General features: G+C 66.8%; 22 protein-coding genes. 13 read left to right on the top strand and 9 right to left on the bottom strand.

Annotation, left to right across the window (positions count from 1 at the left end):
- From dnaG to TS85_RS06420, 6 genes are all read left to right on the top strand, one after another.
- On the top strand, positions 1-1857 hold the full coding sequence (dnaG, locus tag TS85_RS06445; protein WP_044331143.1) for a DNA primase: 1857 nt from the start codon (positions 1-3) through the stop codon (positions 1855-1857).
- A gap of 42 nt (positions 1858-1899) precedes the next feature.
- A complete protein-coding gene (gene rpoD / locus TS85_RS06440) occupies positions 1900-3924 on the top strand; it encodes an RNA polymerase sigma factor RpoD (protein WP_044331142.1) in 2025 nt (674 codons plus the stop codon).
- A gap of 366 nt (positions 3925-4290) precedes the next feature.
- Positions 4291-4956: a DUF6975 family protein gene (locus tag TS85_RS06435; RefSeq protein ID WP_052507787.1), complete on the top strand. Its 666-nt coding sequence runs from the start codon at positions 4291-4293 to the stop codon at positions 4954-4956.
- Positions 4957-4995: 39 nt separating this feature from the next.
- Positions 4996-5844, top strand: coding sequence for an AAA family ATPase (locus TS85_RS06430; RefSeq protein WP_044331141.1), 849 nt, complete (start codon positions 4996-4998; stop codon positions 5842-5844).
- Entirely contained in the window at positions 5841-6254 is a 414-nt protein-coding gene (locus TS85_RS06425; protein ID WP_044331140.1) for a GFA family protein, read from the top strand. The genes TS85_RS06430 and TS85_RS06425 overlap by 4 nt, the downstream gene beginning before the upstream one ends.
- A gap of 104 nt (positions 6255-6358) precedes the next feature.
- Positions 6359-6931, top strand: coding sequence for a CHAP domain-containing protein (locus TS85_RS06420; RefSeq protein WP_044331139.1), 573 nt, complete (start codon positions 6359-6361; stop codon positions 6929-6931).
- A 159-nt stretch (positions 6932-7090) separates the two neighbouring features.
- Here the strand turns inward: TS85_RS06420 and TS85_RS06415 are convergent, their stop codons facing one another.
- The 7 genes from TS85_RS06415 to ahcY all read right to left on the bottom strand — a co-directional run bounded on the left by TS85_RS06415 (position 7091) and on the right by ahcY (position 13915).
- Positions 7091-7843 carry a nucleotidyltransferase family protein gene (locus TS85_RS06415; protein WP_044331138.1) on the bottom strand — a complete coding sequence of 251 codons (753 nt, stop codon included), beginning with the start codon at positions 7841-7843 and terminating at the stop codon, positions 7091-7093.
- Positions 7840-8814, bottom strand: a complete 975-nt coding sequence (locus TS85_RS06410; protein WP_173426267.1) for an aminoglycoside phosphotransferase family protein — start codon at positions 8812-8814, stop codon at positions 7840-7842. The genes TS85_RS06415 and TS85_RS06410 overlap by 4 nt, the downstream gene beginning before the upstream one ends.
- Entirely contained in the window at positions 8811-9254 is a 444-nt protein-coding gene (gene tsaE / locus TS85_RS06405) for a tRNA (adenosine(37)-N6)-threonylcarbamoyltransferase complex ATPase subunit type 1 TsaE (RefSeq protein ID WP_044331136.1), read from the bottom strand. The genes TS85_RS06410 and tsaE overlap by 4 nt, the downstream gene beginning before the upstream one ends.
- Positions 9255-9437: 183 nt before the next feature.
- Entirely contained in the window at positions 9438-11777 is a 2340-nt protein-coding gene (locus tag TS85_RS06400; protein ID WP_044335988.1) for a PAS domain-containing sensor histidine kinase, read from the bottom strand.
- A gap of 72 nt (positions 11778-11849) precedes the next feature.
- Entirely contained in the window at positions 11850-12104 is a 255-nt protein-coding gene (locus TS85_RS25275) for a hypothetical protein (protein ID WP_044331135.1), read from the bottom strand.
- A 12-nt stretch (positions 12105-12116) separates the two neighbouring features.
- Entirely contained in the window at positions 12117-12320 is a 204-nt protein-coding gene (locus TS85_RS25270) for a hypothetical protein (protein WP_044331134.1), read from the bottom strand.
- 179 nt (positions 12321-12499) lie between these two features.
- Positions 12500-13915 (bottom strand): adenosylhomocysteinase, encoded by a 1416-nt coding sequence (gene ahcY, locus TS85_RS06385; protein ID WP_044331133.1) that lies wholly within the window; start codon positions 13913-13915, stop codon positions 12500-12502.
- Between the two features lie 234 nt (positions 13916-14149).
- Here ahcY and TS85_RS06380 point away from each other — a divergent pair, with 234 nt between their 5' ends.
- Entirely contained in the window at positions 14150-15913 is a 1764-nt protein-coding gene (locus TS85_RS06380; protein ID WP_044331132.1) for a methyl-accepting chemotaxis protein, read from the top strand.
- An 8-nt stretch (positions 15914-15921) separates the two neighbouring features.
- Here TS85_RS06380 and TS85_RS06375 read toward each other — a convergent pair whose 3' ends face one another.
- Positions 15922-16482, bottom strand: coding sequence for a YqgE/AlgH family protein (locus TS85_RS06375; protein WP_044331131.1), 561 nt, complete (start codon positions 16480-16482; stop codon positions 15922-15924).
- A gap of 96 nt (positions 16483-16578) precedes the next feature.
- On the opposite strand from TS85_RS06375, the gene TS85_RS06370 reads away from it, so the two are divergent.
- The 3 genes from TS85_RS06370 (at position 16579) to TS85_RS06360 (ending at position 18921) form a co-directional block, all read left to right on the top strand.
- Positions 16579-17061, top strand: coding sequence for a peroxiredoxin (locus tag TS85_RS06370; RefSeq protein ID WP_044331130.1), 483 nt, complete (start codon positions 16579-16581; stop codon positions 17059-17061).
- A gap of 81 nt (positions 17062-17142) precedes the next feature.
- A complete protein-coding gene (locus TS85_RS06365; protein WP_044331129.1) occupies positions 17143-17391 on the top strand; it encodes a hypothetical protein in 249 nt (82 codons plus the stop codon).
- A 75-nt stretch (positions 17392-17466) separates the two neighbouring features.
- The gene (locus tag TS85_RS06360) at positions 17467-18921 is read left to right on the top strand and encodes an AMP nucleosidase (protein ID WP_044331128.1); all 1455 of its coding nucleotides are present in this window, start codon (positions 17467-17469) and stop codon (positions 18919-18921) included.
- Positions 18922-18969: 48 nt separating this feature from the next.
- Here TS85_RS06360 and ettA read toward each other — a convergent pair whose 3' ends face one another.
- Positions 18970-20649 carry an energy-dependent translational throttle protein EttA gene (ettA, locus tag TS85_RS06355; RefSeq protein WP_044331127.1) on the bottom strand — a complete coding sequence of 560 codons (1680 nt, stop codon included), beginning with the start codon at positions 20647-20649 and terminating at the stop codon, positions 18970-18972.
- 141 nt (positions 20650-20790) lie between these two features.
- On the opposite strand from ettA, the gene TS85_RS06350 reads away from it, so the two are divergent.
- The 3 genes from TS85_RS06350 to TS85_RS06340 all read left to right on the top strand — a co-directional run bounded on the left by TS85_RS06350 (position 20791) and on the right by TS85_RS06340 (position 24036).
- Entirely contained in the window at positions 20791-22167 is a 1377-nt protein-coding gene (locus TS85_RS06350; RefSeq protein WP_044331125.1) for a M20/M25/M40 family metallo-hydrolase, read from the top strand.
- Between the two features lie 169 nt (positions 22168-22336).
- Positions 22337-22570 (top strand): hypothetical protein, encoded by a 234-nt coding sequence (locus tag TS85_RS06345; protein ID WP_044331123.1) that lies wholly within the window; start codon positions 22337-22339, stop codon positions 22568-22570.
- Positions 22571-22704: 134 nt separating this feature from the next.
- Entirely contained in the window at positions 22705-24036 is a 1332-nt protein-coding gene (locus TS85_RS06340) for a dicarboxylate/amino acid:cation symporter (protein ID WP_044331121.1), read from the top strand.
- Positions 24037-24086 lie beyond the last annotated feature (50 nt).

Genomic DNA, 24086 nt, shown 5'->3' with positions numbered 1-24086 from the left:
ATGAGCCTCACCCCCCAATTCCTCGACGAACTCCGCGCCCGCACGCCGCTCTCCACCCTCATCGGCAAGACGGTAAAGCTGCAAAAGGCAGGTCGCGAATATCGCGCCTGCTGCCCGTTCCATAACGAGAAGACCCCGAGCTTCTACGTCAACGACGACAAGGGCTTCTACCATTGCTTCGGCTGCTCGGCGCATGGCGATGCGATCCGCTGGATGACCGAGCAGCGCGGCCTGCCCTTCATCGATGCGGTCAAGGAGCTTGCCCAGGCAGCGGGGCTGGAGATGCCCGCGATGGACCGCCAGGCCGCCGAAAAGGCCGAGCGGGCGAAGGGGCTGCACGAGGCGATGGCCGATGCCGCCCAATGCTTCACCGAGCGGCTGAACGGGATCGAGGGCGCAGAGGCCCGCGCGGTGCTCAAACGGCGCGGCATTACCGAGGAGACGGCGCGCGCGTTCGGGCTCGGCTTCTCCCCCGATTCGCGCGGCAAGCTGCGCCAGGCGCTCGCCGATTATGGCGATGCGATGCTGGTCGAGGCGGGGCTGCTGATCCAGGTCGACGAAAAAGAGCCCTATGACCGGTTTCGCGGCCGGCTGATGATCCCGATTCGCGACGTGCGCGGGCGGACGATCGCGTTTGGCGGGCGCGTGATCGGCGATGGCGAGCCCAAATATCTGAACTCGCCCGAGACCCCGCTCTTCGACAAGGGGCGCACGCTCTACAATCTCGACCGCGCCCAGGCGGCGGCGCGCAAGGCCGGGCGGGTGATCGCGGTCGAGGGCTATATGGACGTCATCGCGCTCGCGCAGGCGGGGTTTGACGAGGCGGTGGCGCCGCTGGGCACGGCGATGACCGAGCACCAGCTTGAGCGGCTGTGGCGGATGGTCGAGATACCGTTGCTTTGCTTCGACGGCGATTCGGCGGGGCAGAAGGCGGCGTTGCGTGCCGCCCACCGCGCTTTGCCGCATATCCAGCCGGGCCGCAGCCTGGCGTTCGTGACGCTGCCCGAGGGGATGGACCCCGACGATCTGGTCCGCACCCAGGGCCGCGCCGCGTTCGAGGCGCTGCTGGGCAAGGCGCAGCCGCTGGTCGACCGGCTCTGGGCGAGCGAAGTCGCCGCCGAGCCGCTGGAGACGCCCGAGGCCAAGGCGGGGCTCAAGCGCCGGCTTGCCGAACTGGCGGGCACGATCGCCGAGCCGAGCGTCCGCACCGAATACACCGCCGAGTTCCGCCGCCGCTTCGACACGCTGTTCGCCTCCCCGCCCCGCGAATACCGCCCCCGCGCCGCCTCCGGCCCGCGCCCGCGCGGCGGCTGGAAACCGCCCGAGCCGCCGCCCTCCGTCGCGGTGCGCGGGGTGCAGTCGGGCGGGCTCGACCCCATATTGGCAAAGGCGGTGCTCGCCGGGCTGATCCGCCATCCGGCGGAGATTGCGCGGCACATGGAGGTGCTGGGCAGCCTGCGCTCGGCCTCCGGCGCGCTGGGCAAGCTGTTCGAGGCGGTGGTCGACGTGGCGCTTGCCGACCGGCAGCTTGATAGCGGCAAAGTCCTCACCATATTGGCGCGGTCCGGCTTTGATACCGTAGCGACCGACTTGTTGAGAGCCGACGCGCTGCCCTTCTCGTTCACACGGCACGATGCCGATGCGGCGAAGGCGCGCGACGACCTTAACGAGGCGATCGCCGTCATGGTCGCGCAGCCCGTGGTCGATGCGGCGCTCGCGGCGGCGACGGCGGCGCTGAGTCGCGACGGATCGGAGGAGGCGTTCACCCGTCAGGTGGCGCTTTCGCGGCAACGTCAGGAGTTGCAGGCGCGGCTTGCAAATCTGATGCTTGCGGATGACGAACAAAACGACGATTAGGGCGGCTGTAAAATAGCCGCCATCAGATATTCGAGGTAATTGATGGCCAAGGCACCGATGGGCGACGTCACCGAAACGGGTGAAGCGGGTGACGCCCCCCTGATCGACCTCAACGAGGGCACGCTCAAGAAGCTTGTCGCCCGCGCCAAGAAGCGTGGCTACATCACCGTCGACCAGCTCAACGAGATGCTGCCGCAGGACCAGATGTCCTCGGAGCAGATCGAGGATGTGATGTCCGCGCTCAATGACATGGGGATCAATGTCGTCGAGAATGAGGATGTCGGCGAGGACGCCGAGGCCGAGGAAGACACGCCCGAGGAAGTCGAGGCCGAAGACAAGGACGACGGCCAGGCCTTCGAAATCGTCAAGAAGAAAGAGACGGTCGATCGCACCGACGATCCCGTCCGCATGTATCTGCGCGAAATGGGCGCGGTCGAACTGCTCAGCCGCGAGGGCGAAATCGCCATCGCCAAGCGGATCGAGGCGGGTCGCGACACGATGATCCTCGGGCTGTGCGAATCGCCGATCACCTTCAACGCGATCATCGGCTGGTCCGACGCGCTCAACGAAGGCACGATGCAGCTTCGCGAGATCCTCGATCTCGACGCGATGCTGTCGAAGGACCCCGCGCCCGAGAACCTGACCGACGACGAGGATGGCGGCGACGGCGAGATTTCGGAAAAGACCGCCGGCCCGTCGTTCAAGGAAGAGGAAGAGCCCGAAGAGGCCTCCGCCGACGAGGACGAAGACGGCACCGAGCGCCGCACCCCGCGCCCGTCGGACGATGAGGAAGAGGACAACACCCTCAGCCTCGCGCAGATGGAAGAGCAGCTCAAGCCGCAGGCGCTGGAGAAGTTCGCCAACATCACCTCGATCTACAAGAAATTCTCGAAGGTTCAGATCGCCCGGCTCGACGCGATGTCGGCTGGCGGCGAGCTGACGGCTGCGGACGAGCGCAAATATCACAAGCTGCGCGAAGAGCTGACCGCCGAAGTCGAGAGCGTCCAGTTCCACAATGCCAAGATCGAATATCTGGTCGATCAGCTCTACAGCTTCAACCGCCGCCTGACTGCGCTGGGCGGCCAGATGCTGCGCCTCGCCGAGCGCCACAAGGTCAGCCGCAAGGATTTCCTCGATCGCTATGTCGATCACGAGATGGATGAGAATTTCATCCCCTCGGTCGAGAAGCTCGACAAGAAGTGGAAGGCCTTCGCCGAGAACGAAGCGGGCGCGGTCGATCGCATTCGCATCGAGATTTCGGAAATCTCGCAGGCGACCGGCATGTCGCTCACCGAATTCCGCCGCATCGTCAACATGGTGCAAAAGGGCGAGCGCGAGGCGCGGATCGCGAAGAAGGAGATGGTCGAGGCCAATCTCCGCCTCGTGATCTCGATCGCCAAGAAGTATACGAACCGCGGCCTTCAGTTCCTGGATTTGATCCAGGAGGGCAATATCGGCCTGATGAAGGCGGTCGATAAGTTCGAATATCGCCGCGGCTACAAGTTCAGCACCTATGCCACCTGGTGGATTCGCCAGGCGATCACGCGCAGCATCGCCGACCAGGCGCGCACGATCCGCATCCCGGTCCACATGATCGAGACGATCAACAAGCTGGTCCGCACCAGCCGCCAGTTCCTCCACGAGCAGGGCCGCGAGCCCACGCCCGAGGAAATGGCCGAGCGCCTGTCGATGCCGCTCGAAAAGGTCCGCAAGGTGATGAAGATCGCCAAGGAGCCGATCAGCCTCGAAACCCCGATCGGCGATGAGGAGGACAGCCATCTGGGCGACTTCATCGAGGACAAGAACGCCGTCATCCCGGTGGACGCCGCGATCCAGGCGAACCTGAAGGAAACGGTCACCCGCGTCCTCGCCAGCCTGACTCCGCGCGAAGAGCGCGTGCTCCGCATGCGCTTCGGCATCGGCATGAACACCGATCACACGCTGGAGGAAGTCGGCCAGCAGTTCAGCGTGACCCGCGAACGCATCCGCCAGATCGAGGCAAAGGCGCTGCGCAAGCTCAAGCACCCAAGCCGCAGCCGCAAGATGCGGTCGTTCCTCGACCAGTAAGCGATCCCGGCACTCGGAAATTTCCGAGGATGCCGGGATCCCTCTTATACTGCCGTCATGCTGAACTTGTTTCAGCATCCAACGTGCTACACGCTGCGGAAACGCAAGTTGAGGGTTGGATGCTGAAACAAGTTCAGCATGACGGCCTGAGAATTTGGCACGCGCATCCCCGTGTGATGGCAGTCCTCCTGCCCTGCCTCGATCCTCTGCCGTCGTAGCGCCCCATCGCAGCCGGCCCGCGCCTTCCGACGCCACAATCTATCCCTAACGCGGCGTAAACCACGTCCTTACGCGCTTCGGTATTGTCCTTAGTTGCAAAAGGAGTCGACCCGCACAGGCGGCAACGGACACTTCGCACGGGGGCCCATGCCATACGAAACCGCACAGCTGACACGCTCGGAGGGCGCCTGGGGTGCCATGGGCGCGCTGGCGTCGTCTGACGGCAGCGCCAACCACCGCCATTTGCGGCGCCTCGTCCGCGAGGCGGAGTCGATGCGCGATCTGGCCGATGCCGCTTATTATATCTGCGTGCTGCACGGCCGGCATCCTGGGGTGATCGACCATGCTCTCGAGCATGTCCGGCTGCCGCTGGAGCGCCACTGGATCGAAGTCGCCGCAGAAGCCTTTGCTGCCGAGCGAACCTATCTCGTCCGGATTGCCGCCGCGGCCGGCCCGGTGCCCAGCACCCCCGGCCACGCCGAGTCGGAAGCCGCCGCCGCCGCCCAGCGCCACGCGCTCGACATGCTGTCGCAATCGGATCGCGCCGGGTGCGCTGCGGGCGCCGCGATCGCGCTCGCGCTCGATTGGGTCTCGATCCGCGAAGTCCTCGATTCGGTTGCCGATCGCATGGGCGTCGCCTCGCCGCCGTCGGAACTGCCGCCTATCGAGGAAACGGTCAGCGTCGTCGACGCGCTGGCGCGCGAGGGATCGATGGAGCGCGCGATGCTGTTCGGCGCGCAACAGGTCTTTGCCCAGCATCGCGGGCTGTGGGACCTGCTCGAAGCCCGGGCGAGCGCGCGCGCGGCGCTGTAAGCTTGCCATTGGGGGCGTGCGCCCTCTACCACTGCCACCATGCGTTTCGAAGGCACCCAAAGCTATGTCGCGACCGAGGACCTGAAGGTCGCGGTCAATGCGGCGGTCACGCTCCGGCGTCCCCTCCTCGTCAAGGGCGAGCCCGGCACCGGCAAGACCGTGCTGGCCTATGAGATCGCCAAGGCGGTCGGCGCGCCGCTGATCGAATGGAACGTCAAATCGACGACCAAGGCGCAGCAGGGGCTGTACGAATATGACGCCGTCGCCCGGCTGCGCGACGGCCAGCTTGGCGACGCGCGCGTCCACGACATCGGCAATTATATCCGCAAGGGAAAGCTGTGGGAGGCGTTCACCGCGCCCAAGCTCCCCGTGCTGCTGATCGACGAGATCGACAAGGCCGACATCGAATTCCCGAACGACCTGCTCCAGGAGCTCGATCGGATGGAATTCCATGTCTACGAGACCGGCGAGAATGTCCGCGCCGCCGAGCGCCCGATCGTCGTCATCACCTCGAACAACGAGAAGGAGCTGCCCGACGCCTTTCTGCGCCGCTGCTTCTTCCACTATATCAAATTCCCCGATCGCCAGACGATGCAGGCGATCATCGACGTCCATTTCCCGGGCATCCAGAAAATCCTGGTGAGCAAGGCGATGGACATTTTCTATGACATCCGCGAGGTGCCGGGCCTCAAGAAAAAGCCATCGACCAGCGAGCTGCTCGACTGGCTCAAGCTGCTGCTCCACGAGGAATTGCCGCTCGACGTGCTCCAGTCGCGCGATCCGACCAAGGCGATCCCCCCGCTCCACGGCGCCCTGCTCAAGAACGAGCAGGACGTGATGCTGTTCGAACGGCTGGCGTTCATGGCCAAGCGGCAGCCGGGCAAATGAGCCATGGCGGCGGCTGCCTGTGCGGCGCGGTGCGGCTGAGCATCGCTGCCGATCCGATCGCTGCCCGGCAATGCTGGTGCCGGCTGTGCCAGTATCTCAGTGCGGGCGGCGGCACGGTGAATGCGGTGTTCCCCGCCGATGCCGTCACCGTGACCGGTGAGGTGCGCTGGCACGCCTCGGTCGCCGACAGCGGCAATGCCATGCAGCGCGGCTTTTGCGCGACCTGCGGCACGCCGCTGCTCAGCAAGGCCGATGCGCGGCCGATGCACCTGATCGTCCGGGCCGGCGCGCTCGACGATCCCGCAATCGCCGCGCCGCAATCGGCGATCTGGACGAGTGCGGCGCCCCCCTGGGCCTGTATCGACCAGGAGATCCCGAACCTGCCCGGCCAGCCGCCGCCCCTTGGCTGAACCGCCGGCAGCGTCCTCCCACGACTCGAAACGCCGTTAACGACTCTTAAACCATTTTCGGATACCAATAGTGCGGGGGGGTACCCTGTATCTGGTACCCGACTATGCGTAGCGTTTTTTACACAGCCGTGTTGCTGGCCGCCCTGTGCGCGGTCCTGCCTGCGAGCGCCTCCTCCCTTCTCGACTATAAGGGCGAATGCGTGCCTTTCGCGCGCGCCGCGTCGGGCATCCAGATCTATGGCGATGCCTGGACGTGGTGGGAGCAGGCGCAGGGCCGCTATGCCCGGGGCAGTGTTCCGCGGGTCGGGGCGGTGCTGGTGTTCGCCCGTACCCAGAAGCTGCAGCTGGGGCATGTCTCGGTCGTCAGCCGGATCATCGATTCGCGCGTGGTGATGGTCACCCACGCCAATTGGTCGCGAATCGGCGGCGAGCGTGGCCGGGCGGAACGCGACGTGACGCTGTTCGACGTCTCGCGCCGGGGCGACTGGAGCGTGGTCAAGGTCTGGTATCGCGACAATGACGGGCTGGGCACATCGACCTATCCCACCAACGGCTTCATCTATGGCACGCCCGATCCCGCCGCGGGCAAGGCAGTGCGAAAGGCCCGCCCCTCCCCGGAACTGACCGCGCGCCAGCCCGACTATGTCGGATCGCTGATCGACGCCTACGCCCGATAGCCGGGCTCCGGCCTGGCGGGTGAGGATAACGCCGCCAACATCGGGCGGGGCATTCAGCCGACCTTAGACGCCCTACTCCCTTGGGGGAAAGGGTCGCGAAGGAGGCTGTGGATAAGTGCCAAGCAAATCCTCGCCCGCCGGGGGCGGAGTATCAATCCCTCACATCTCCGCCAGCACCGCCTCCGCCGCCGCGATCGCGGGCGGGGTGCCGATGTCGAACCACAGCCCCTGATGGACCACCGCCCACAAACGGCCTTCCTCCATCGCCCGCGTCCAGAACAGGTTCGTCGAGAACGGCCCCTCGGGCCAGTCGCGGATCACGCGCGGGGAGAGGATCTGGACGCCGGTATAGACGAAGGGCGCCATCCGCCCCGGCTTGCGCCGTTCGGTGATGCGGCCGAACGGGTCGACCTTGAAATCGCCGTTGCCGCCATGGCCATAAGCGCGGGCGAGCGGCACGACGAGGAGCAGCGCGTCCATGCGCTCATCGTCCCATTGCGCCGCCAGCTGGCGGATCGCGTCGGCGGGACCGTCGACCCATAGGTTGTCGCTGTTGACGCACACGAACGGCTTGTCGCCGATCAGCTCGCGCGCCTGGACGATGCCGCCGCCGGTCTCCATCAACTGCTTGCGTTCGTCGGAGATCAACAGATCGATGTCCTTCACCCGCGCGCGCAGATGCGCTTCGAGCTGATCGCCGAAATAATGGACGTTGACGATCGCACGGCGCACGCCGGCGGTGCGCAGCCGGTCGAAAACATGGTCGATCAGCGGCTTGCCCGCGACATCGACCAGCGGCTTGGGGCGCGTCGCGGTGAGCGGGCGCATCCGCTTGCCGAGGCCGGCGGCCATCACCATCGCGGTCTCGGGCACAACGCCCTCGGGCTGCGGGCGGAGCGAATAGGTGGTCATGCGCCGAGGATCGCCACGGGATCGCCGCGCATCTCGGCGGGCACATTGGCGTCGAACCACTCGGCCACGGGGCGCAGCGCGGGATGCTTCAGGTCGCGCTCCAGATAGCCCCACACGCGCGGGCACAGCCCCGGATAGCGCGGCTTGCCGTCGCGCTTCCACAGCCGGGTGAAGATGCCGACGATCTTCGCATTCCGCTGCGCGCCCAGCACATGATAGGCCACGTCGAACTCGTCCCCCGCCCCGGTGATCCGCTTGTAGCGATAGAGCATCGCGATTTCGAGGTCGGCGGGCACGTCGCGCCGCGCGTCCTGCAACAGCGAGACGAGGTCATAGGCGGGATGCCCCGCCAGCGCGTCCTGGAAATCGAGCAGCCCCAAACTCTCGCTGCCCTCTATCAGCATGATGTTCTCGGCATGGTAATCGCGCAGCACCGTGACGGGCGTATGACTGCCCAGCACCGGCGCGAGCGCCGCGTCCCAGGCCGCGATATACCCCGCATCGTTGACCGCAAGGTCCAGCGCGGGGCAATACCATTCGGTGAGCAGCCCCACTTCGCGCTGATATTCGGCGCGGTCATAGGCGCGGATATCGGCGGCGGCGTGGGTGTGGAGCCGCACCAGCAGGTCCACCGCCGCCTCGTACAGCCGCAACTCGCTCTCGGGTGCGGCGTCGACGGTCTCGCGCATCCGGGCGTCGCCGAAATCCTCGAGCAGCACCAGCCCCTCGGCCAGGTCCTCGTGCAGGATCGCGGGCGCCGCGAAGCCGCGATCGGCGAGCCAGCGCGCGATCGCGATGAACGGGCGGGGGTCCTCGTGCGGCGGCGGCGCGTCCATCAGGATCGCGCTGCGGTCGTGGTGGACGACGCGGAAATAGCGGCGGAACGACGCATCGCCGGCAAGCGGCCTTATCTCGGCCCCTTCCCAACCCGCATCGACGAGAAACTGCTGCGCCGCGGCGGGCGGATTCATATCTGGAGCCATCGATCCCTCCATGCCGCGGGGACCCGTGCTGTCAAGGCGCGCGCGCCGTCGGGCGCCACTTCGAGGGCGAGCCACAGCGCATCGGCCCAATAGGCCTCGCCCAGCCGCTCAGGCCATTCGACGACCAGCAGCGAATCGGTGCGGGCATCGTCGAGCCCCAGTTCCTCGGCCTCTGCCGGGTCCTCGATCCGGTAGAGATCGACATGGAGCACCGGGAAGCGGACCTCGGGCGGGTCATAGGGCTGGACGATCGCGAAGCTCGGGCTCGGCGCCTCGCCCTCCAGCCCCAGGGCGGCGAGCAGCCCGCGCGCGATGCTCGTCTTGCCCGCGCCCAATGGGCCGGACAGCGCGATGACGTCGCCGGGCTGCGCCAGCGCCGCGAGGCGGATGCCGAGCGCGTGCGAGTCCTGGGGGGAAGCGAGGTGCATCTCAGTGTCCACCGGGCGCCACGGCGCGATCGCGACGAAAGCGGCACCCCACTCCCCCCCGGCCGTCATGCTGAACTTGTTTCAGCATCCAACCCTCCCCAGGTGCTGGCGGGGCTTGTGGCACCATGGATGCTGAAACAAGTTCAGCATGACGGCGTACCTGGGCGATACGATCGCGCGCCCTCATTTGCGCGGCAGCTCTACCGTCACCAGCGTCCCCTCCCCCGGTTCGGAGATCAGTTCGATCCGCCCACCATGCGCCTGGACGAATTGCTTGGCGAGCGGCAGGCCCAGCCCCAGCGCGCGCTCGCCGCTGCGGGCGATGCCGTGCTGGGCAAAGCGGTCGAACGCCTTCGCGACCTGGTCGGGGCGCATTCCGGGGCCGTCGTCGGACACGATCACCCGCGCGACGCCCGCATTGCCATCGAGGTGGAGCAGCACCCGCCCGCCCTCGGGCGTCGCGCCCACCGCGTGGCGCAGCAGATGCTCGATCACCTGGCGCAGCCGCCGCGGGTCGCCGGTCACGGTGCCCGCGGTCCCGGCATCCTCGACGACAAGCTCGATCGCCTTGGCCTTGGCGAGCGGCGCCACCGCCTCGGCTGCCCCGTGCGCGATCATCTCGAGGTCGACCGGGCGGCGTTCCAGCGGCGCGCCTTCGCTCTGGGTCAGGTCGAGCACGTCGTCGATCAGGTTGCCCAGCCGATCGACCGAGACCAGGATCGCCTCGGTATATTCGACCCCGCTGTCGCTCAGCGGCCCGGCAAAGCCGCCGTGCAGCATCTCGGTAAACCCCTTGATCGAGGTCAGCGGCGTGCGCAGTTCATAGCTCATGCTCGCGACGAACGCGGTGCGCACGCGGTCCGCCGCCTCCAGCGCCTCGTTGCGGTCGCGCAGCGCGCGTTCGGCGCGGTGATGGTCGGTAGTGTCGAGCATCGTCACCAGCGCATTGCCGTCGGGCAGCGGCACCGCGGTCACGTCGAAATGGCGGCCATCGGCAAAGGCGATGCTCGATCCGCGCTGTTGCCGGTCCTGCGCGGCCAGGCGGACAAGGTCGCCGATCACTTCGGCGCGCGCGGGGTTGGTCAGCCTGGGGCCGGCGGCCTTGACCAGGCTGGTGATCTGCGGATGCGCATCGAGGAAAACCTCGTCAAAGCCCCAGACCTGGCGGAACTTGCGGTTCCACAGCTGGAGCCGCCCCTTGCCGAACACCGCCACCGCCTCGGCCAGGCTCTCCAGCGTCGCGGTGCGGACCTGCTGCATCTCGCCATGTTCGCGCTGCAATTCGAACTGCTGGGTGCGGTCCTCGAAGATCAGCAATAGCCCGGCATCGGGCATCGGCTGGGCGACGACGCGCAGATGCGTGCCCCCCACGGTCCAGGTTTCCTCGACCGCATCGGGCGCGACGAACCATTCGCGGCGCTCCGCCTTCCATGCCGGGAAATCGCGCATCTCGGGCAGGCGATTGGCTTCGCGCATCCGCTCCAGCACGCGATCGAATTCGGGGCGGTCGGCCAGCCATTCGTTCTTCATCGCGAACATCCGGCGGAACGGCTGGTTGCAGAAGCTGAGCGCATGGTCGGGGCCGAACTGCGCGACGCCTGCCGAGAGCCGGTCGAGCATCGCGCGCTGCGCCTCGCCGAAGCGCTTGAGCCCGCCGCGCAGCTGCTCGAGTTCCTCGATATCGATCGCGAAGCCCGCGACCCCGCCGGTGGGCAGCGGCACGTCGTGGAGCCGCAGCATCCGCCGCGCGCCGCCGATCGTCGCGGGCATCGCCACCGTCTGCGGCTCGCCGGTGTCGCGCGCGATGGCGGCATTGGCGAGCGGCCCGCCCAGCCCGGCGCCCTCGACCAGCTCCAGCCCGCGCGCGACGGTATCCTCGCCGTCCTTGCCTTCGACGGCACGGACATAGGCGGTGTTGACCATCAGCAGCCGCAGGTCCGATCCGCGATACCACATCGGCATCGGCGCCGCCTCGATCAGCGCGGTCAGCGCGTCGAACGCCGCGCGCAGCCGCGTCGCATCGCGCTGTAGCCGGTTGATCTCGCTCTGGCTCTCGGTCGCATCGAGGAACCACAACACAACGCCCCCCGGCGCGCGCACCGCATCGGGGGCCTTCTCGCCCACCACCAGCAGCGCGCGATCGGAGCCGCGCGCGCGCACCGACAGCGTGAACGGGCGCCCCGCCCGCTGCGCCGCGGTGACATGCACGGTCAGCGCTTCGGCATCCTCGGGCACCAGCCCGGCATCGGCGCTCGTCAATTCGGTCAGCTCGCGCGGCAGCCGCTCCAGCCCGAGCCAGTCGGCGAACCGCCGCGGCGCCTCGACACGGCCATCGGCGCGGACGACCATCGCCTGCGCGGGCGATCCGCCGACCAGCGCGCCCAGCCGGGCATTGTCGTCGGCCATCTCCGCCGCCTCCGCACGGGCGCGGAGCCCGGCGTACAGCACCCAGGTCGCGCCGAACACGAGCAGCGCGACGACGGCGCCCGCGAGCACCGCCGCCGCCTGGGGAATCTCGATCAAACCGCCCACTCGCGGCCACGCTGCGCCATCATGGCCCACCCTTAGGCAAAGCGCCGCGGATCGGGAAGCGCGTTACGACGGCGATCGCGGTGCGCGACCGAACAGGCGCCGGAGCAGCGAGGCGCGTTCGGGGTCCTCGAGCGCGGCAGGCAGCGCTGGATTTGCGTCGAGCGGCTCGCGCGAAAGATGGAGCATCAGCCGCTGGATTTCGTCCGCCAGTTCCTCCTCGGTCGCGGGAAGCGCGTCGCGGAGGAGGGCGGCCAGCCGGGCCTGGGCGGGATCGGGTGTGGAACGGGGGGACGGATCGGGCGCCTTGTCGTCAGCCATGCCGCCGCCCGATCAGCGGTCGAAGCGGGCGCGAGGCCGCTCGGGCGCGTCGGCGATCAGGTCCGCCATTGCGGCTGCCTCCGCCATCTGCGGCTTGCTATAGAATTGGAACGCCCCGGAATCGACGAAATTGCTGAGGCCCAGCCCGGCAATACCCCCGAGCACGCCGATCACCGCGCCGCCGATCGCGAGTCTTCCCGCCGCTGCACGCCACATCGTCGCGTCTCCCTGTCCCGGCCATAACGTGGGCCAGCCGCGGACGTTCCGCGCAACCCCTTGGCACACCGAAAGGATTTCCGAACGCAGCAGGGCCGCGCCTCCCCTATGGAAGGCGCGGCCCCGAAGATGCAACCGTCTCGGCGCGGCGACCGACGCCGCCGCCCGCGATGCGGCGATCAGTAGCGGTAGTGCGACGGCTTGAACGGCCCTTCGACCGGCACGCCGATATACGACGCCTGCTTTTCGCTCAGCTTCGACAGCTGGACGCCCAGCTTCTCCAGATGGAGCGCAGCGACCTTTTCGTCGAGGTGCTTCGGCAGGACGTACACGTCGTTCTTGTAGTTCTCACCCTTGGTCCACAGCTCGATCTGCGCCAGAGTCTGGTTGGTGAAGCTGGCCGACATCACGAAGCTGGGGTGGCCGGTGGCGCAGCCCAGGTTCACCAGCCGGCCCTTGGCCAGCACGATGATCTGCTTGCCGTCGTCGAATTCGACCAGGTCGGTGCCCGGCTTCACTTCGGTCCACTTGTAGTTCGACAGCGCGGCGATCTGGATCTCGCTGTCGAAATGGCCGATGTTGCACACGATCGACATCGGCTTCATCGCCTTCATGTGATCGGCGGTGATGACGTCGGCATTGCCGGTCGCGGTCACGAAGATGTCGGCGCGCTTCACGGCCTCTTCCATCGTCACGACTTCAAAGCCTTCCATCGCCGCCTGCAGCGCGCAGATCGGATCGATTTCGGTGACCATCACGCGCGCGCCGCCGTTGCGGAGCGACTGGGCCGAGCCCTTGCCGACGTCACCGAAGCCGGCGACCGCGGCAACCTTGCCCGCGAGCATCACGTCGGTGGCGCGACGGATCGCGTCGACCAGCGATTCCTTGCAGCCATAGAGGTTGTCGAACTTCGACTTGGTCACCGAGTCGTTGACGTTGATCGCCGGGAACGGCAGCTCGCCCTTCTTGGCGATTTCGTACAGGCGGTGGACGCCGGTGGTGGTCTCTTCCGAAACACCCTTCAGGTTCTTGACCGTCTCGGTCAGATAGCCGGGGTATTTGGCGATGAACGCCTTCAGCGCGCGCTGGAACTCGACTTCCTCTTCGTTCTCGGGCTCGCCCAGCGTCGCGCCGGCCTCAAGCTTGGCGCCCCACAGCGCGAACATCGTCGCGTCGCCGCCGTCATCGAGGATGATGTTGGCGGTGGTGCCGTCGGTGTCCGCACCCCAGTTGAAGATGTCGCCGACATAATCCCAATATTCGGCCAGGCTCTCGCCCTTCACCGCGAACACCGGCACGCCGGTCGCGGCGATCGCGGCGGCGGCATGGTCCTGCGTCGAGAAGATGTTGCAGGTCGCCCAGCGGACATCGGCGCCGAGCGCAGTCAGCGTCTCGATCAGCACCGCGGTCTGGATCGTCATGTGGAGCGATCCGGTGATGCGCGCGCCCTTCAGCGGCTGCGACGCGCCGAACTCGCTGCGCAGCGCCATCAGGCCGGGCATTTCGGTCTCGGCGATGTTGATCTCGGCGCGGCCGAAATCGGCGAGCGCGATATCCTTGATCACATAGTCCTTCTTGTCGAGCACGGTAGCCAAGACGCTTCTCCAGTTCGTAAAATATAGGCGCGCGCCGGACTCGCCGACCGCGATTGGGCGCCCCTAGCGGCTTCGCGGTCAGGGCGCAATCGAAATATAAAGATATCTTTATATGGTGCCGTTGCGGATCGATGTGTCGCACGACGAAATCATGCGCATTCCCGCCCGCCGCGCCGCGCCTTTCCTATTATAGCGGATGGGGATCGCGGACTGGCCGGGCGGCGAAGAAGAACAATGCTCTCAAACTATTCGATCCGCAGCAAACTCACCCTGTGCCTCGGGCTTTTCGCCCTCGCGCTCCTCGCTTTGCTCGCGACGCTCGCCGCCGTGACGAAAACCGATTCCGCGGCGTTCCAGACGCTGCTCGCCGACCGGGTCGTCCCGCTCCGCGACCTCAAGATCGTCGCCGATCAATATGCCGTCGCAATCGTCGACGCCTCGCACAAGGCGCGTAACGGCAACCTGACAATGGCGAAGGCCGCCGAGCAGGTGCGCGCCGGGCGCGGGCAGATCGACGCCCAGTGGAAGGCGTATCGCGCGACTTACATCGCCGAGCGCGAGGCGGTGCTGGCCGACACCGCCGAGAAGCGGATGCACGCCGCCGACCGGAAGGTCGCCGAACTCCAGACGGCGCTCGACCGCGGCGATCGCGCCGCGCTCGATCGCATCGTGGTGTCGGACCTGTACGCCGCGATCGACCCGGTTTCGGAGGCGCTGAGCGCGCTGGTCGAGGAGCAGATCGTGGTCGCGACGCAGGTCAGCGAAGACGCGCTGACCTTCGATCGCTGGGCGATGATCGTCTCGTTCGCCACCGCGCTGGTCGCGGGCGCGGTGTGGCTGTTCGCGCTGATGATCTCGCGCAACGCGATCATCCGCCCCATCGGCACGCTGGCGGACACGATGGAGGAACTGGCGGGCCAAACCAACGACACCGAAATTCCCTATCAGCAGCAGCGCGACGAGATCGGTCGGATGGCGCGCGCGTGCGAGATATTCCGCGCCGCCGCCATCGAGCGCACCCGCGCCGAGGAGGAGGCGGCGCAGACGCAGCAACAGGTCACCGCCGCCCTGCGCGACGCGATCGCGGCGATCTCCGCGGGCGATCTCAGCCGCGACATCCTCTATCCCTTCCCCGCCGATTATGAACCCGTCCGGCAGGATTTCAACGCGGCGCTGCTGCGGCTGCGCGGGCTGATCGGCGCCGTCGCCGCAAGCGCGCGCGGGATCACCACGGGCACTGGCGAAATCGCCGTTGCGACCGAGGATCTGGCGCGCCGTACCGAAGGCAATTCCGCGAGCCTGGAACAGACCAGCGCGGCGATCACGGTGATGGGCGCCCGGCTGAAAGGCATCGCCGACTCCGCAACGCGCACGCTGACCACCGCCGGCGATGCATCACGCTCGGTGGGCCATGGGCGCGAAGTCGCCGCCGCCGCGTCCGCCGCCATGGCGCGCGTGGCGGACAGCGCTCGCGGCATCGACGGCGTGATCGAGGGGCTGGACAAGATCGCGTTCCAGACGCGCGTGCTCGCGATGAACGCGGCGGTCGAGGCGGGGCGCGCGGGCGAGGCCGGGCGCGGCTTCGCCGTGGTCGCCGACCTCGTCTCCGCGCTTGCAATGCGCGCCGAGGAAGAGGCGAAGCGCGCGCGCGAGCAATTGACCGTCACCCAGTCCGAAGTGGTATCGGCGGTCGACATGGTCGCGCGGGTCGACGCCGCGCTCGTCCAGATCGCCGGGGCGACCGATCAGGTCCACACGCTGCTCGACTCGATGTCGAGCGAGAACCGCGCCCAGGCCGATGCGATCAGCGAAATCGCCACCGCGGTCTCGACCATGGATCACGCGACTCAGCAAAATGCCGCGATGGTCGAGGAAACCTCCGCCGCGGCGCGCAGCCTGCGTACCGAAGTCACGACGCTCAACGGGCAGGCCGGGCAGTTCCACATCGGCCCGGCCCCAGCGGCGCGGTCAGCCGCGCAGAGCAGGGTGCTGCACTAAACCGACGATCACGCCTTGCCCGCGGCGTTCGACAGCAGCCGTGGGTCGATCCCCGCCGATGCAAAGCCGCTGGCCCAGCGCGCATCGGCCTCGACATCGTACAGCAGCCGCGCGTCGCCGGGGGTGTTGAACCAGCCGTGGCGCGTCATCTCCGCGTCGAGCTGCCCTTCGCCCCAGCCGGCATAGCCCAGCGCCACCAGCCAGCGCGACGGCCCTTCCCCCTCGGCGATCGCGCGCAGCACGTCGATCGTCCCCGACAGTGCCCAGCGTCCGCCGACGTCGACGGTGTCCTGCCCGGACCAGTCGGGGGTATGCAGAACGAATCCGCGCCGCGGCTCCACCGGTCCGCCGAAATGCACCGCCCGGTCGGGCGACGCGCCCGGATCGATGTCGAACTGCCGGAGCAGGTCGTGCAGCCCGAGCCCGTCGATCGTCTCGCCGATCCCGATCCCCAGCGCGCCGTCCGCGTCATGCGCGCACATTGCGATCACCGCGCGTTCGAAACGCGGATCGCCGATCCCCGGCATTGCGAGGAGGAATTGTCCGGTAAGGAAAGGTGCCGACTCCATCGCTGCACACTTACCCGCCCCGATCCTGCTCCGCCACGCTTGAAAATGTCATCGTCCGCGCCGATTGAAGCCCGAGACTCATCCAAGGAGACTGACATGACGATCCAGCAAGGCGACCGCGTTCCGAACACGACCTTCGTCAAGGTGACCGAGGCCGGCCCCGACGCCGTCGAGTCGGACAGCTATTTCGCCGGCCGCAAGGTCGCGATCTTCTCGGTCCCCGGCGCATTCACGCCCACCTGCTCCGCCAAGCATTTGCCGGGCTTCGTCGAAAAGGCCGACGAGCTGAAGGCCAAGGGCATCGACGAGATCGCGTGCACCGCAGTCAACGACGCGTTCGTGATGGGCGCATGGGGCAAGGCTTCGGGCGTCGAGGGCAAGGTGACGATGCTCGCCGACGGCAATGGCGGCTTCCCCAAGGCACTCGGACTCGAGATGGACGGATCGAAGTTCGGCATGGGCACGCGCGGCCAGCGCTTCTCGATGATCGTCAATGACGGCGTCGTCGAGCAGCTCAACGTCGAGGCGCCGGGCCAGTTCGAAGTCAGCTCGGCCGACTATATGCTCGGCCAGCTCTAATACTGCGACCGTAACGGAACTGGCATGGGGGCGCCGGAGTTGAATCCGGCGCACCTTCCTCTACCCACAAGGAAAAATGCCATGGCCACGAATGACAATACCGGTGAGGGCACCAGCCCGGCGTCGGACGCGAACAAGTCCTTCCTCGAAACCGCACAGGAAGCGGTGGGCAGCGCCGTGGATGCCACCGTCGAGGCGGTGAAGGAACATCCGATCGCCGCAGCCGCCATCGCGGCGGGCGCAGCGGCAGCGGTCGGCGGCGCGGCCTATGCGGCCAGCCAGTTGCTGGGCGACAAGGACACGCCCGCCAAAGGCCCAGCGAAGAAGTAATCGCCCCGCCCCTCCCGGTGGTTTCCGGGAGGGGTTGGTCTTGCCAGAGTCATGTTGACGCATTAGCCGTCGAAGATGACTAAAGCATCCGACATCGTCGCCGAACTCGATCGCCTCTATCGCGGCTCGGTCGAGCGGCTTCAAGCCGCGCTCTCGCTCTACATGACCGAGGGCACGCCGCCCGCGCCCGAAAGCCGCCGGGACGGTTCGTTCGCCTATCCCGAAATCCACCTTCGCTACCGTGGCGGCGCCGACCGCCCGATCCCTCGGCGATCGTTCGGGCGGCTGGTCGAACCCGGCACCTATCGAATCAGCGTTACCAAACCCGCGATGTTCGCCAATTATCTGGTCGAACAACTCACTTTCCTCATCGAGGATTATGATGTCGAGGTCGACGCGCGCCCGGGTACTCAGGAAATTCCCTTTCCCTATGTGCTCGACGCCAGCCACTCGCACCGGATGGAGGCGATTTCGGCGACCGAACTGTCGCGCCATTTCCCGACCACCGAACTCGCCCATATCGGCGACGAGATCGCCGACGGGCTGTGGATCGCCTATGACGACACCCGCCCGCTGGCGCTGTTCGACGGGCTGCGCACCGATTTCTCGCTTGCACGCCTGCGGCACTACACCGGCACGCCCGTCGAGCATGTGCAGCAGTACATCCTGTTCACCAACTATCACCGCTATGTCGATGAGTTCATCCGCTATGCGATCGATCAGCTGAATCCCGGCCCCGATGGCGCCACGAGCCGCTTCACCGGCGTTTCGGGCGCGGGCGGCATCCTGGTCGAACGCGGCGACGATCCGGATCGCCTGCTCAATGACAGCAGTGCATGGCGCCGCCACCAGATGCCCGCCTATCACCTGATGGCCCCGGGCGGCACGGGGATCACGCTGGTCAATATCGGCGTCGGCCCGTCGAATGCGAAGACGATCACCGATCACCTCGCGGTGCTGCGGCCCGAGGCGTGGCTGATGATCGGCCATTGCGGCGGGCTGCGCCCCAGCCAGCGGATCGGCGACTATGTCCTCGCCCATGCGTATCTCCGCGACGATCACATCATGGACGATGTGCTGCCCCCCGAAATCCCGATTCCCGCAATCGCCGAAGTCCAGCTCGCGCTGGCCCGCGCGGCGGAGACGGTGTCGGGGCAGAGCGGCGACGAGCTTCGGCAGCGACTGCGCACCGGCACCATCGTCACCAGCGACGATCGCAACTGGGAGTTGCGCTACTCGGCCAGCGCGCTGCGCTTCTCGCTCAGCCGCGCGGTCGGGATCGACATGGAGTCGGCGACGCTCGCGGCCCAGGGCTATCGCTTCCGCGTGCCCTATGGGACGCTGCTCTGCGTGTCGGACAAGCCGCTCCACGGCGAGCTGAAGCTGCCCGGCCAGGCCAATCGCTTCTACGAACGCGCCATCGCCGAACATCTCAAGATCGGCATCGAAACCTGCGAGGAACTGCGCCGCGAAGGCGCCAAGCTCCATTCGCGCAAGCTGCGCGCGTTCAACGAACCGCCGTTCCGGTGACGGAGCCCCCGTCCTGACCTTCGGCGAAGGTCAGGACGGCGCGGGCCATTACCGCGTCAGCTTCTTGTACGACAGCGCGGTCGGGCGATCGGCGGCGTCGCCCAGGCGGCGACGCTTGTCTTCCTCATAGGATTCGAAGTTCCCTTCGAACCATTCGACATGGCTGTTGCCCTCGAACGCCAGGATATGCGTCGCGAGGCGATCGAGGAAGAAGCGGTCATGGCTGATCACCACCGCGCAGCCTGCGAAATTCTCGATCGCTTCCTCCAGCGCGCCCAGCGTTTCGACGTCGAGATCGTTGGTCGGTTCGTCGAGCAGCAGCACGTTGCCGCCGCGCTTGAGCATCTTGGCGATGTTCACCCGGTTGCGTTCACCGCCCGAGAGCTTGCCGACATTCTTCTGCTGGTCGGCGCCCTTGAAGTTGAACGCACCGACATAGGCGCGGGTCGACTGGTCGTGGCCGTTGACCTTCATATAATCGAGCCCGTCGGAGATTTCCTCCCAGACGTTCTTCTTCGGGTCGAGATGGTCGCGGCTCTGGTCGACATAGCCCAGCCGTACCGTCGAGCCGAGCTCGATCGTGCCGCTGTCGGGCGTGTCCTGCCCGGTGATGAGCTTGAACAGCGTCGACTTGCCCGCGCCGTTCGGCCCGATCACCCCGACGATGCCGCCCGCGGGCAGCGTGAAGGACAGGTTCTCGAACAACAGCTTGTCGCCAAACGCCTTGGAGATGTTCTCGACTTCGATCACCTTGCCGCCCAGCCGCTCGGGCACCTGGATGACGATCTGCGCCTTGCCGGGGCTGCGGTTCTTCTGCGCCTCGACGAGCTGCTCGAACTTGGCGATACGCGCCTTGGACTTGGTCTGGCGCGCCTTGGCGCCTTGGCGAATCCATTCCAGCTCGTTGCGGATCGCAGTCTGGCGCCCCGATTCCTCGCGGTCCTCCTGCTCGAGCCGCTTCGACTTCTTCTCCAGATAGGTCGAATAATTCCCTTCATAGGGAAAGTACTTGCCGCGATCGATTTCGAGGATCCAGCCGACGACATTGTCGAGGAAATAGCGGTCGTGGGTGATCATCAGCACCGCGCCGGCATAGTCCTTGAGGTGGTTTTCCAGCCAGTTGACGCTTTCGGCGTCGAGATGGTTGGTCGGTTCGTCGAGCAGCAGGATCGACGGCTTCTGGATCAGCAGCCGGGTCAGCGCGATTCGGCGACGCTCACCGCCCGACAGATTTTCGACCGGCCAGTCGCCCGGCGGGCAGCGCAGTGCCTCCATCGCGACTTCGAGCTGGTTGTCGAGCGTCCAGCCGTCGACGGCGTCGATCTTGGCCTGAAGGTCGCCCATCTCCTCCATCAGCGCGTCGAAATCGGTGTCGTCCTTGGGATCGCCCATCTCCGCCGAGATCGCATTGAAGCGATCGACCAGGTCGGCGGTCTCGCGCGCGCCCTGCTTGACGTTTTCGAGCACGGTCTTGGTCGGGTCGAGCTGGGGCTCCTGCTCCAGATAGCCGACGGTGATATATTCGCCCGGCCATGCCTCGCCGGTGAAATCCTTGTCGACGCCCGCCATGATCTTCATCAGCGTCGACTTGCCGGCGCCGTTGGGGCCGACGATGCCGATCTTCGCGCCCTGATAGAATTGCAGGTTGATGTTGCTCAGCACCGGCTTGGGGGCGCCGGGGAAGGTCTTGGTCATGTCCTTCATGACAAAGGCATATTGCGCGGCCACGTCGGGGTCTCCGTTCGGATGTCTGAGAATGCCAGGAAAAGCTGGGCGCCATGTAGCGATCAGGCGGGCGATTGGCAATTCTGGCGCTCGACGCGGCGGACGGATTGGCAAATGTTGCAGGTGCGTATAGCAATCGGGACCATGAAAAAGCCCCTGCTGCTCGCCGCCGTCGCCGCGCTCGCCCTGCCTCTTTCCGCCCTTGCCCAGACCGCGCCCGATGTGGCGGCGTTGCGCGACGCCGCGCTCAAGGACGAGGTGGCGTGGGATGTGGTCGAGGGGCTGACCACCGAAGTCGGCCAGCGGCTCGCCGCGACCGAGGCGGAGGCGCGGGCGCGCGACTGGGGCGTGAAGAAGCTGACCGCGCTCGGCTTCCAGAATGTCCATATCGAGACCTATCGCATGCCCGTCTGGGTGCGCGGCGCCGAGACCGCCGAAGTCGTCGGCCCCTCGGCACAAAAGCTGACGATCGCCGCGCTCGGCAATTCGGGGAGCACCGGGCCGAAGGGCGTCGAGGCGGAAATCGTCTATTTCCCGACCATGGCCGATCTCGCCGCCGCCCCGGCGGAGCGCGTCAAGGGCAAGATCGCATTCGTCAGCCATTCGATGACCGCGACGCAGGACGGTTCGCACTATGGCGCGTTCGGCGCCGCCCGCCGCGCTGGCCCCAATGTCGCCGCGACCAAGGGCGCCGTCGCGATCCTGATCCGCTCGATCGGCACCGACTATCACCGCAACCCGCATACCGGCGTGACCAACTGGGCAAAGGGCGTGACTCCGATCGCCGCCGCCGCGCTCTCGCTCCCCGATGCCGAACAGCTCGAACGCCTGCTCAAGCGCGGCCCGGTGCGGCTGCGGCTGCTCGTCACGCCGGAATTCAAGGGCGAGGCCGAATCGGGCAACGTCATCGGCGATGTGCCCGGCAGCGACCCTGCGGCGGGAATCGTGCTGGTCGGGGGGCACCTCGATAGCTGGGACCTGGGCACCGGCGCGATCGACGACGCGGCGGGAATCGCGATCACCACTGCCGCGGCAAAGGCCGTCATGGCGGCGGGCCAGCCGCGCCGCACGATCCGCGTGGTGTGGTTCGGCGCCGAGGAAGTCGGCGGCTTCGGCGGCGCGGCCTATGCCAAGGCGCATACCGGCGAACGCCATGTCTTCGCGTCCGAATCGGATTCCGGGGCAGATCGGGTGTGGAAGTTCGAGACCAACCTCCCCGTCGGTGCCGCACCGATCGCGGATCGGCTGGCGATCGCGCTGGCCCCTCTGGGCATCGCGCGCGGACGGGGAGAGGCGCATGGCGGCACCGATGTCGGCCCGATCCTCCAGACCGGGGTCGCCGGAATCGACTTGTCGCAATCCGCCTTGCGTTATTTCGATTATCATCACACCCCCGACGACACGCTCGATAAGATCGATCCGGCGCAGCTCCGTCAGAATGTGGCGGCATGGACCACGCTGCTGACAATCGTGGCAAATGCGCCCGAGGACATCGCCGGGGTGCCGCCGCACGGGGAGTGACCCCGCCCCGTAAATGGCTGCGGAAAGGCGGAAATCGGGCGAAATAATGGCGAAATTTTTGCGGTGCGGCGAATTTATGATTGACGAAACCGCAACGACCGCTATTTCAGCAGCTTCGCAACGGCATTCGGGCCGGGTGCGAAACGTTTATGTTTCTGGGAGCCTCCCTATGAAGAAGATCCTCATTGTTGCGGCGACTGCCGGCCTGATGTCGCTCGCCGCTTGCGGTGGCGAGACCACCAACACCGTGGCAGAGAACGTCGCAGCTTCGGAAGAAGCCAACGCAGCGATCTATGACGCAGCCGGCGACAACGCGACCAACGAAGTGGTGGAAACCGCTCTCGAGAACGCCGAAGCAGTTGCCGAGAACAACGCGGACGTGGCGGAAGCCAACGCGAACTGATCGGCTTTCCGGCTCGCAATGGCCGGTACGCACAGTTAGGAAGGGCGCTCCCGAAAGGGGGCGCCCTTTTCGCATGGGGCGCCTTTTTGCGGGGGAACGCCGCCGCATCGACTGAGACAGAATAAGGACAGCGCATGGCGCTCATCGCGACACCCACGGCCCCGGCCACCCGCCAGCGCTTCTGGCAGCGGCTCTATTTCTGGGTCGTGGTCGGCATCGTCGGCGGGATCGCGGTCGGACATTTCGCGCCCGAATTCGGCGCCGGGCTCAAGCCGCTCGGCGACGGGTTCATAGCGCTGGTCAAGATGATCATCCCGCCGGTGATCTTCCTCACCGTCGTCACCGGCATCGCCGGGTCGCGCCAGCTCGCCTCGCTCGGCCGCGTGGTCGTGAAGGCCTTTGCCTATTTCCTGTTCTTCTCGACGCTGGCGCTGGTCGTCGGGCTGGTCGTCGCGCATGTGGTCCAGCCGGGTGCCGGGATGAACGTCGACCCCGTCACGCTCAACGCCGCCGAAGTCCATGGCTTCGAGGAAAAGGCGCATGCCTCGACGCTGACCGGCTTCCTGCTTTCGATCATCCCGACCACCTTGGTCTCGGCGTTCACCAGCGGCTCGATCCTCCAGGTGCTGTTCGTCGCAATCCTGTTCGGCGTCTCGCTCGCGCTGGTCGGCGAGCCCGCGCGCGCCGTCACCGATCTGCTCGAGCGACTCGGGCTGGTGGTGTTCCGACTCGTCACGATCGTGATGTGGGCAGCGCCGGTCGGCGCGTTCGGCGCGATGGCCTTCACCGTCGGGCGCTATGGGCTGGGCACGCTCCAGAGCCTGGGCACCCTGGTCGCCAGCTTCTACTTCACGTCGGCGTTTTTCGTGCTGGTCATCCTCGGCGCGGTCGCCGCGCTCAACGGCTTCTCGATCCTAAAGCTGATTCGCTATCTCAAGGCCGAGCTGCTGCTGGTGCTCGGCACCTCCTCCTCCGAAGCGGCGCTCCCCGCGCTGATCGAAAAGATGCAGCGCGCCGGGTGCGACAAGGAAGTCGTCGGGGTCGTCGTCCCCACCGGCTATTCGTTCAACCTCGACGGCACCAACATCTACATGACGCTGGCGGCCTTGTTCATCGCGCAGGCGACCGGCGTGGAGCTGACGCTGGGCGAGCAGCTCGCGCTGCTGGGCGTGGCGATGCTCAGTTCGAAGGGCGCGGCGGGGGTGACCGGCTCGGGCTTCATCACGCTGGCGGCGACGCTGGCGATCGTGCCGCAGGTGCCGATTGCGGGCATGGCGCTGATCCTCGGCGTCGATCGCTTCATGAGCGAATGCCGCAGCCTGACCAATTTCATGGGCAATGCCGTCGCGACGGTGGTCGTCGCGCGCTGGGAAGGCAAGCTCGACCGCGACCAGCTCCGCCGCGCGCTGGACAGTGCCCCCGCCCCCTTCCCCGCCGCGCCACCGGTCGAGACCGACCCCGACTGACCGCCGCGATTTGGCGCGCGCAGGTTTAGCCTTTAGAGCGCGCTGAGGTT

It is taken from the genome of Sphingomonas hengshuiensis, from assembly GCF_000935025.1.
In the GTDB taxonomy this organism is placed as follows: domain Bacteria; phylum Pseudomonadota; class Alphaproteobacteria; order Sphingomonadales; family Sphingomonadaceae; genus Sphingomonas; species Sphingomonas hengshuiensis.
This window is presented reverse-complemented; position numbering and strand designations above follow the sequence as displayed.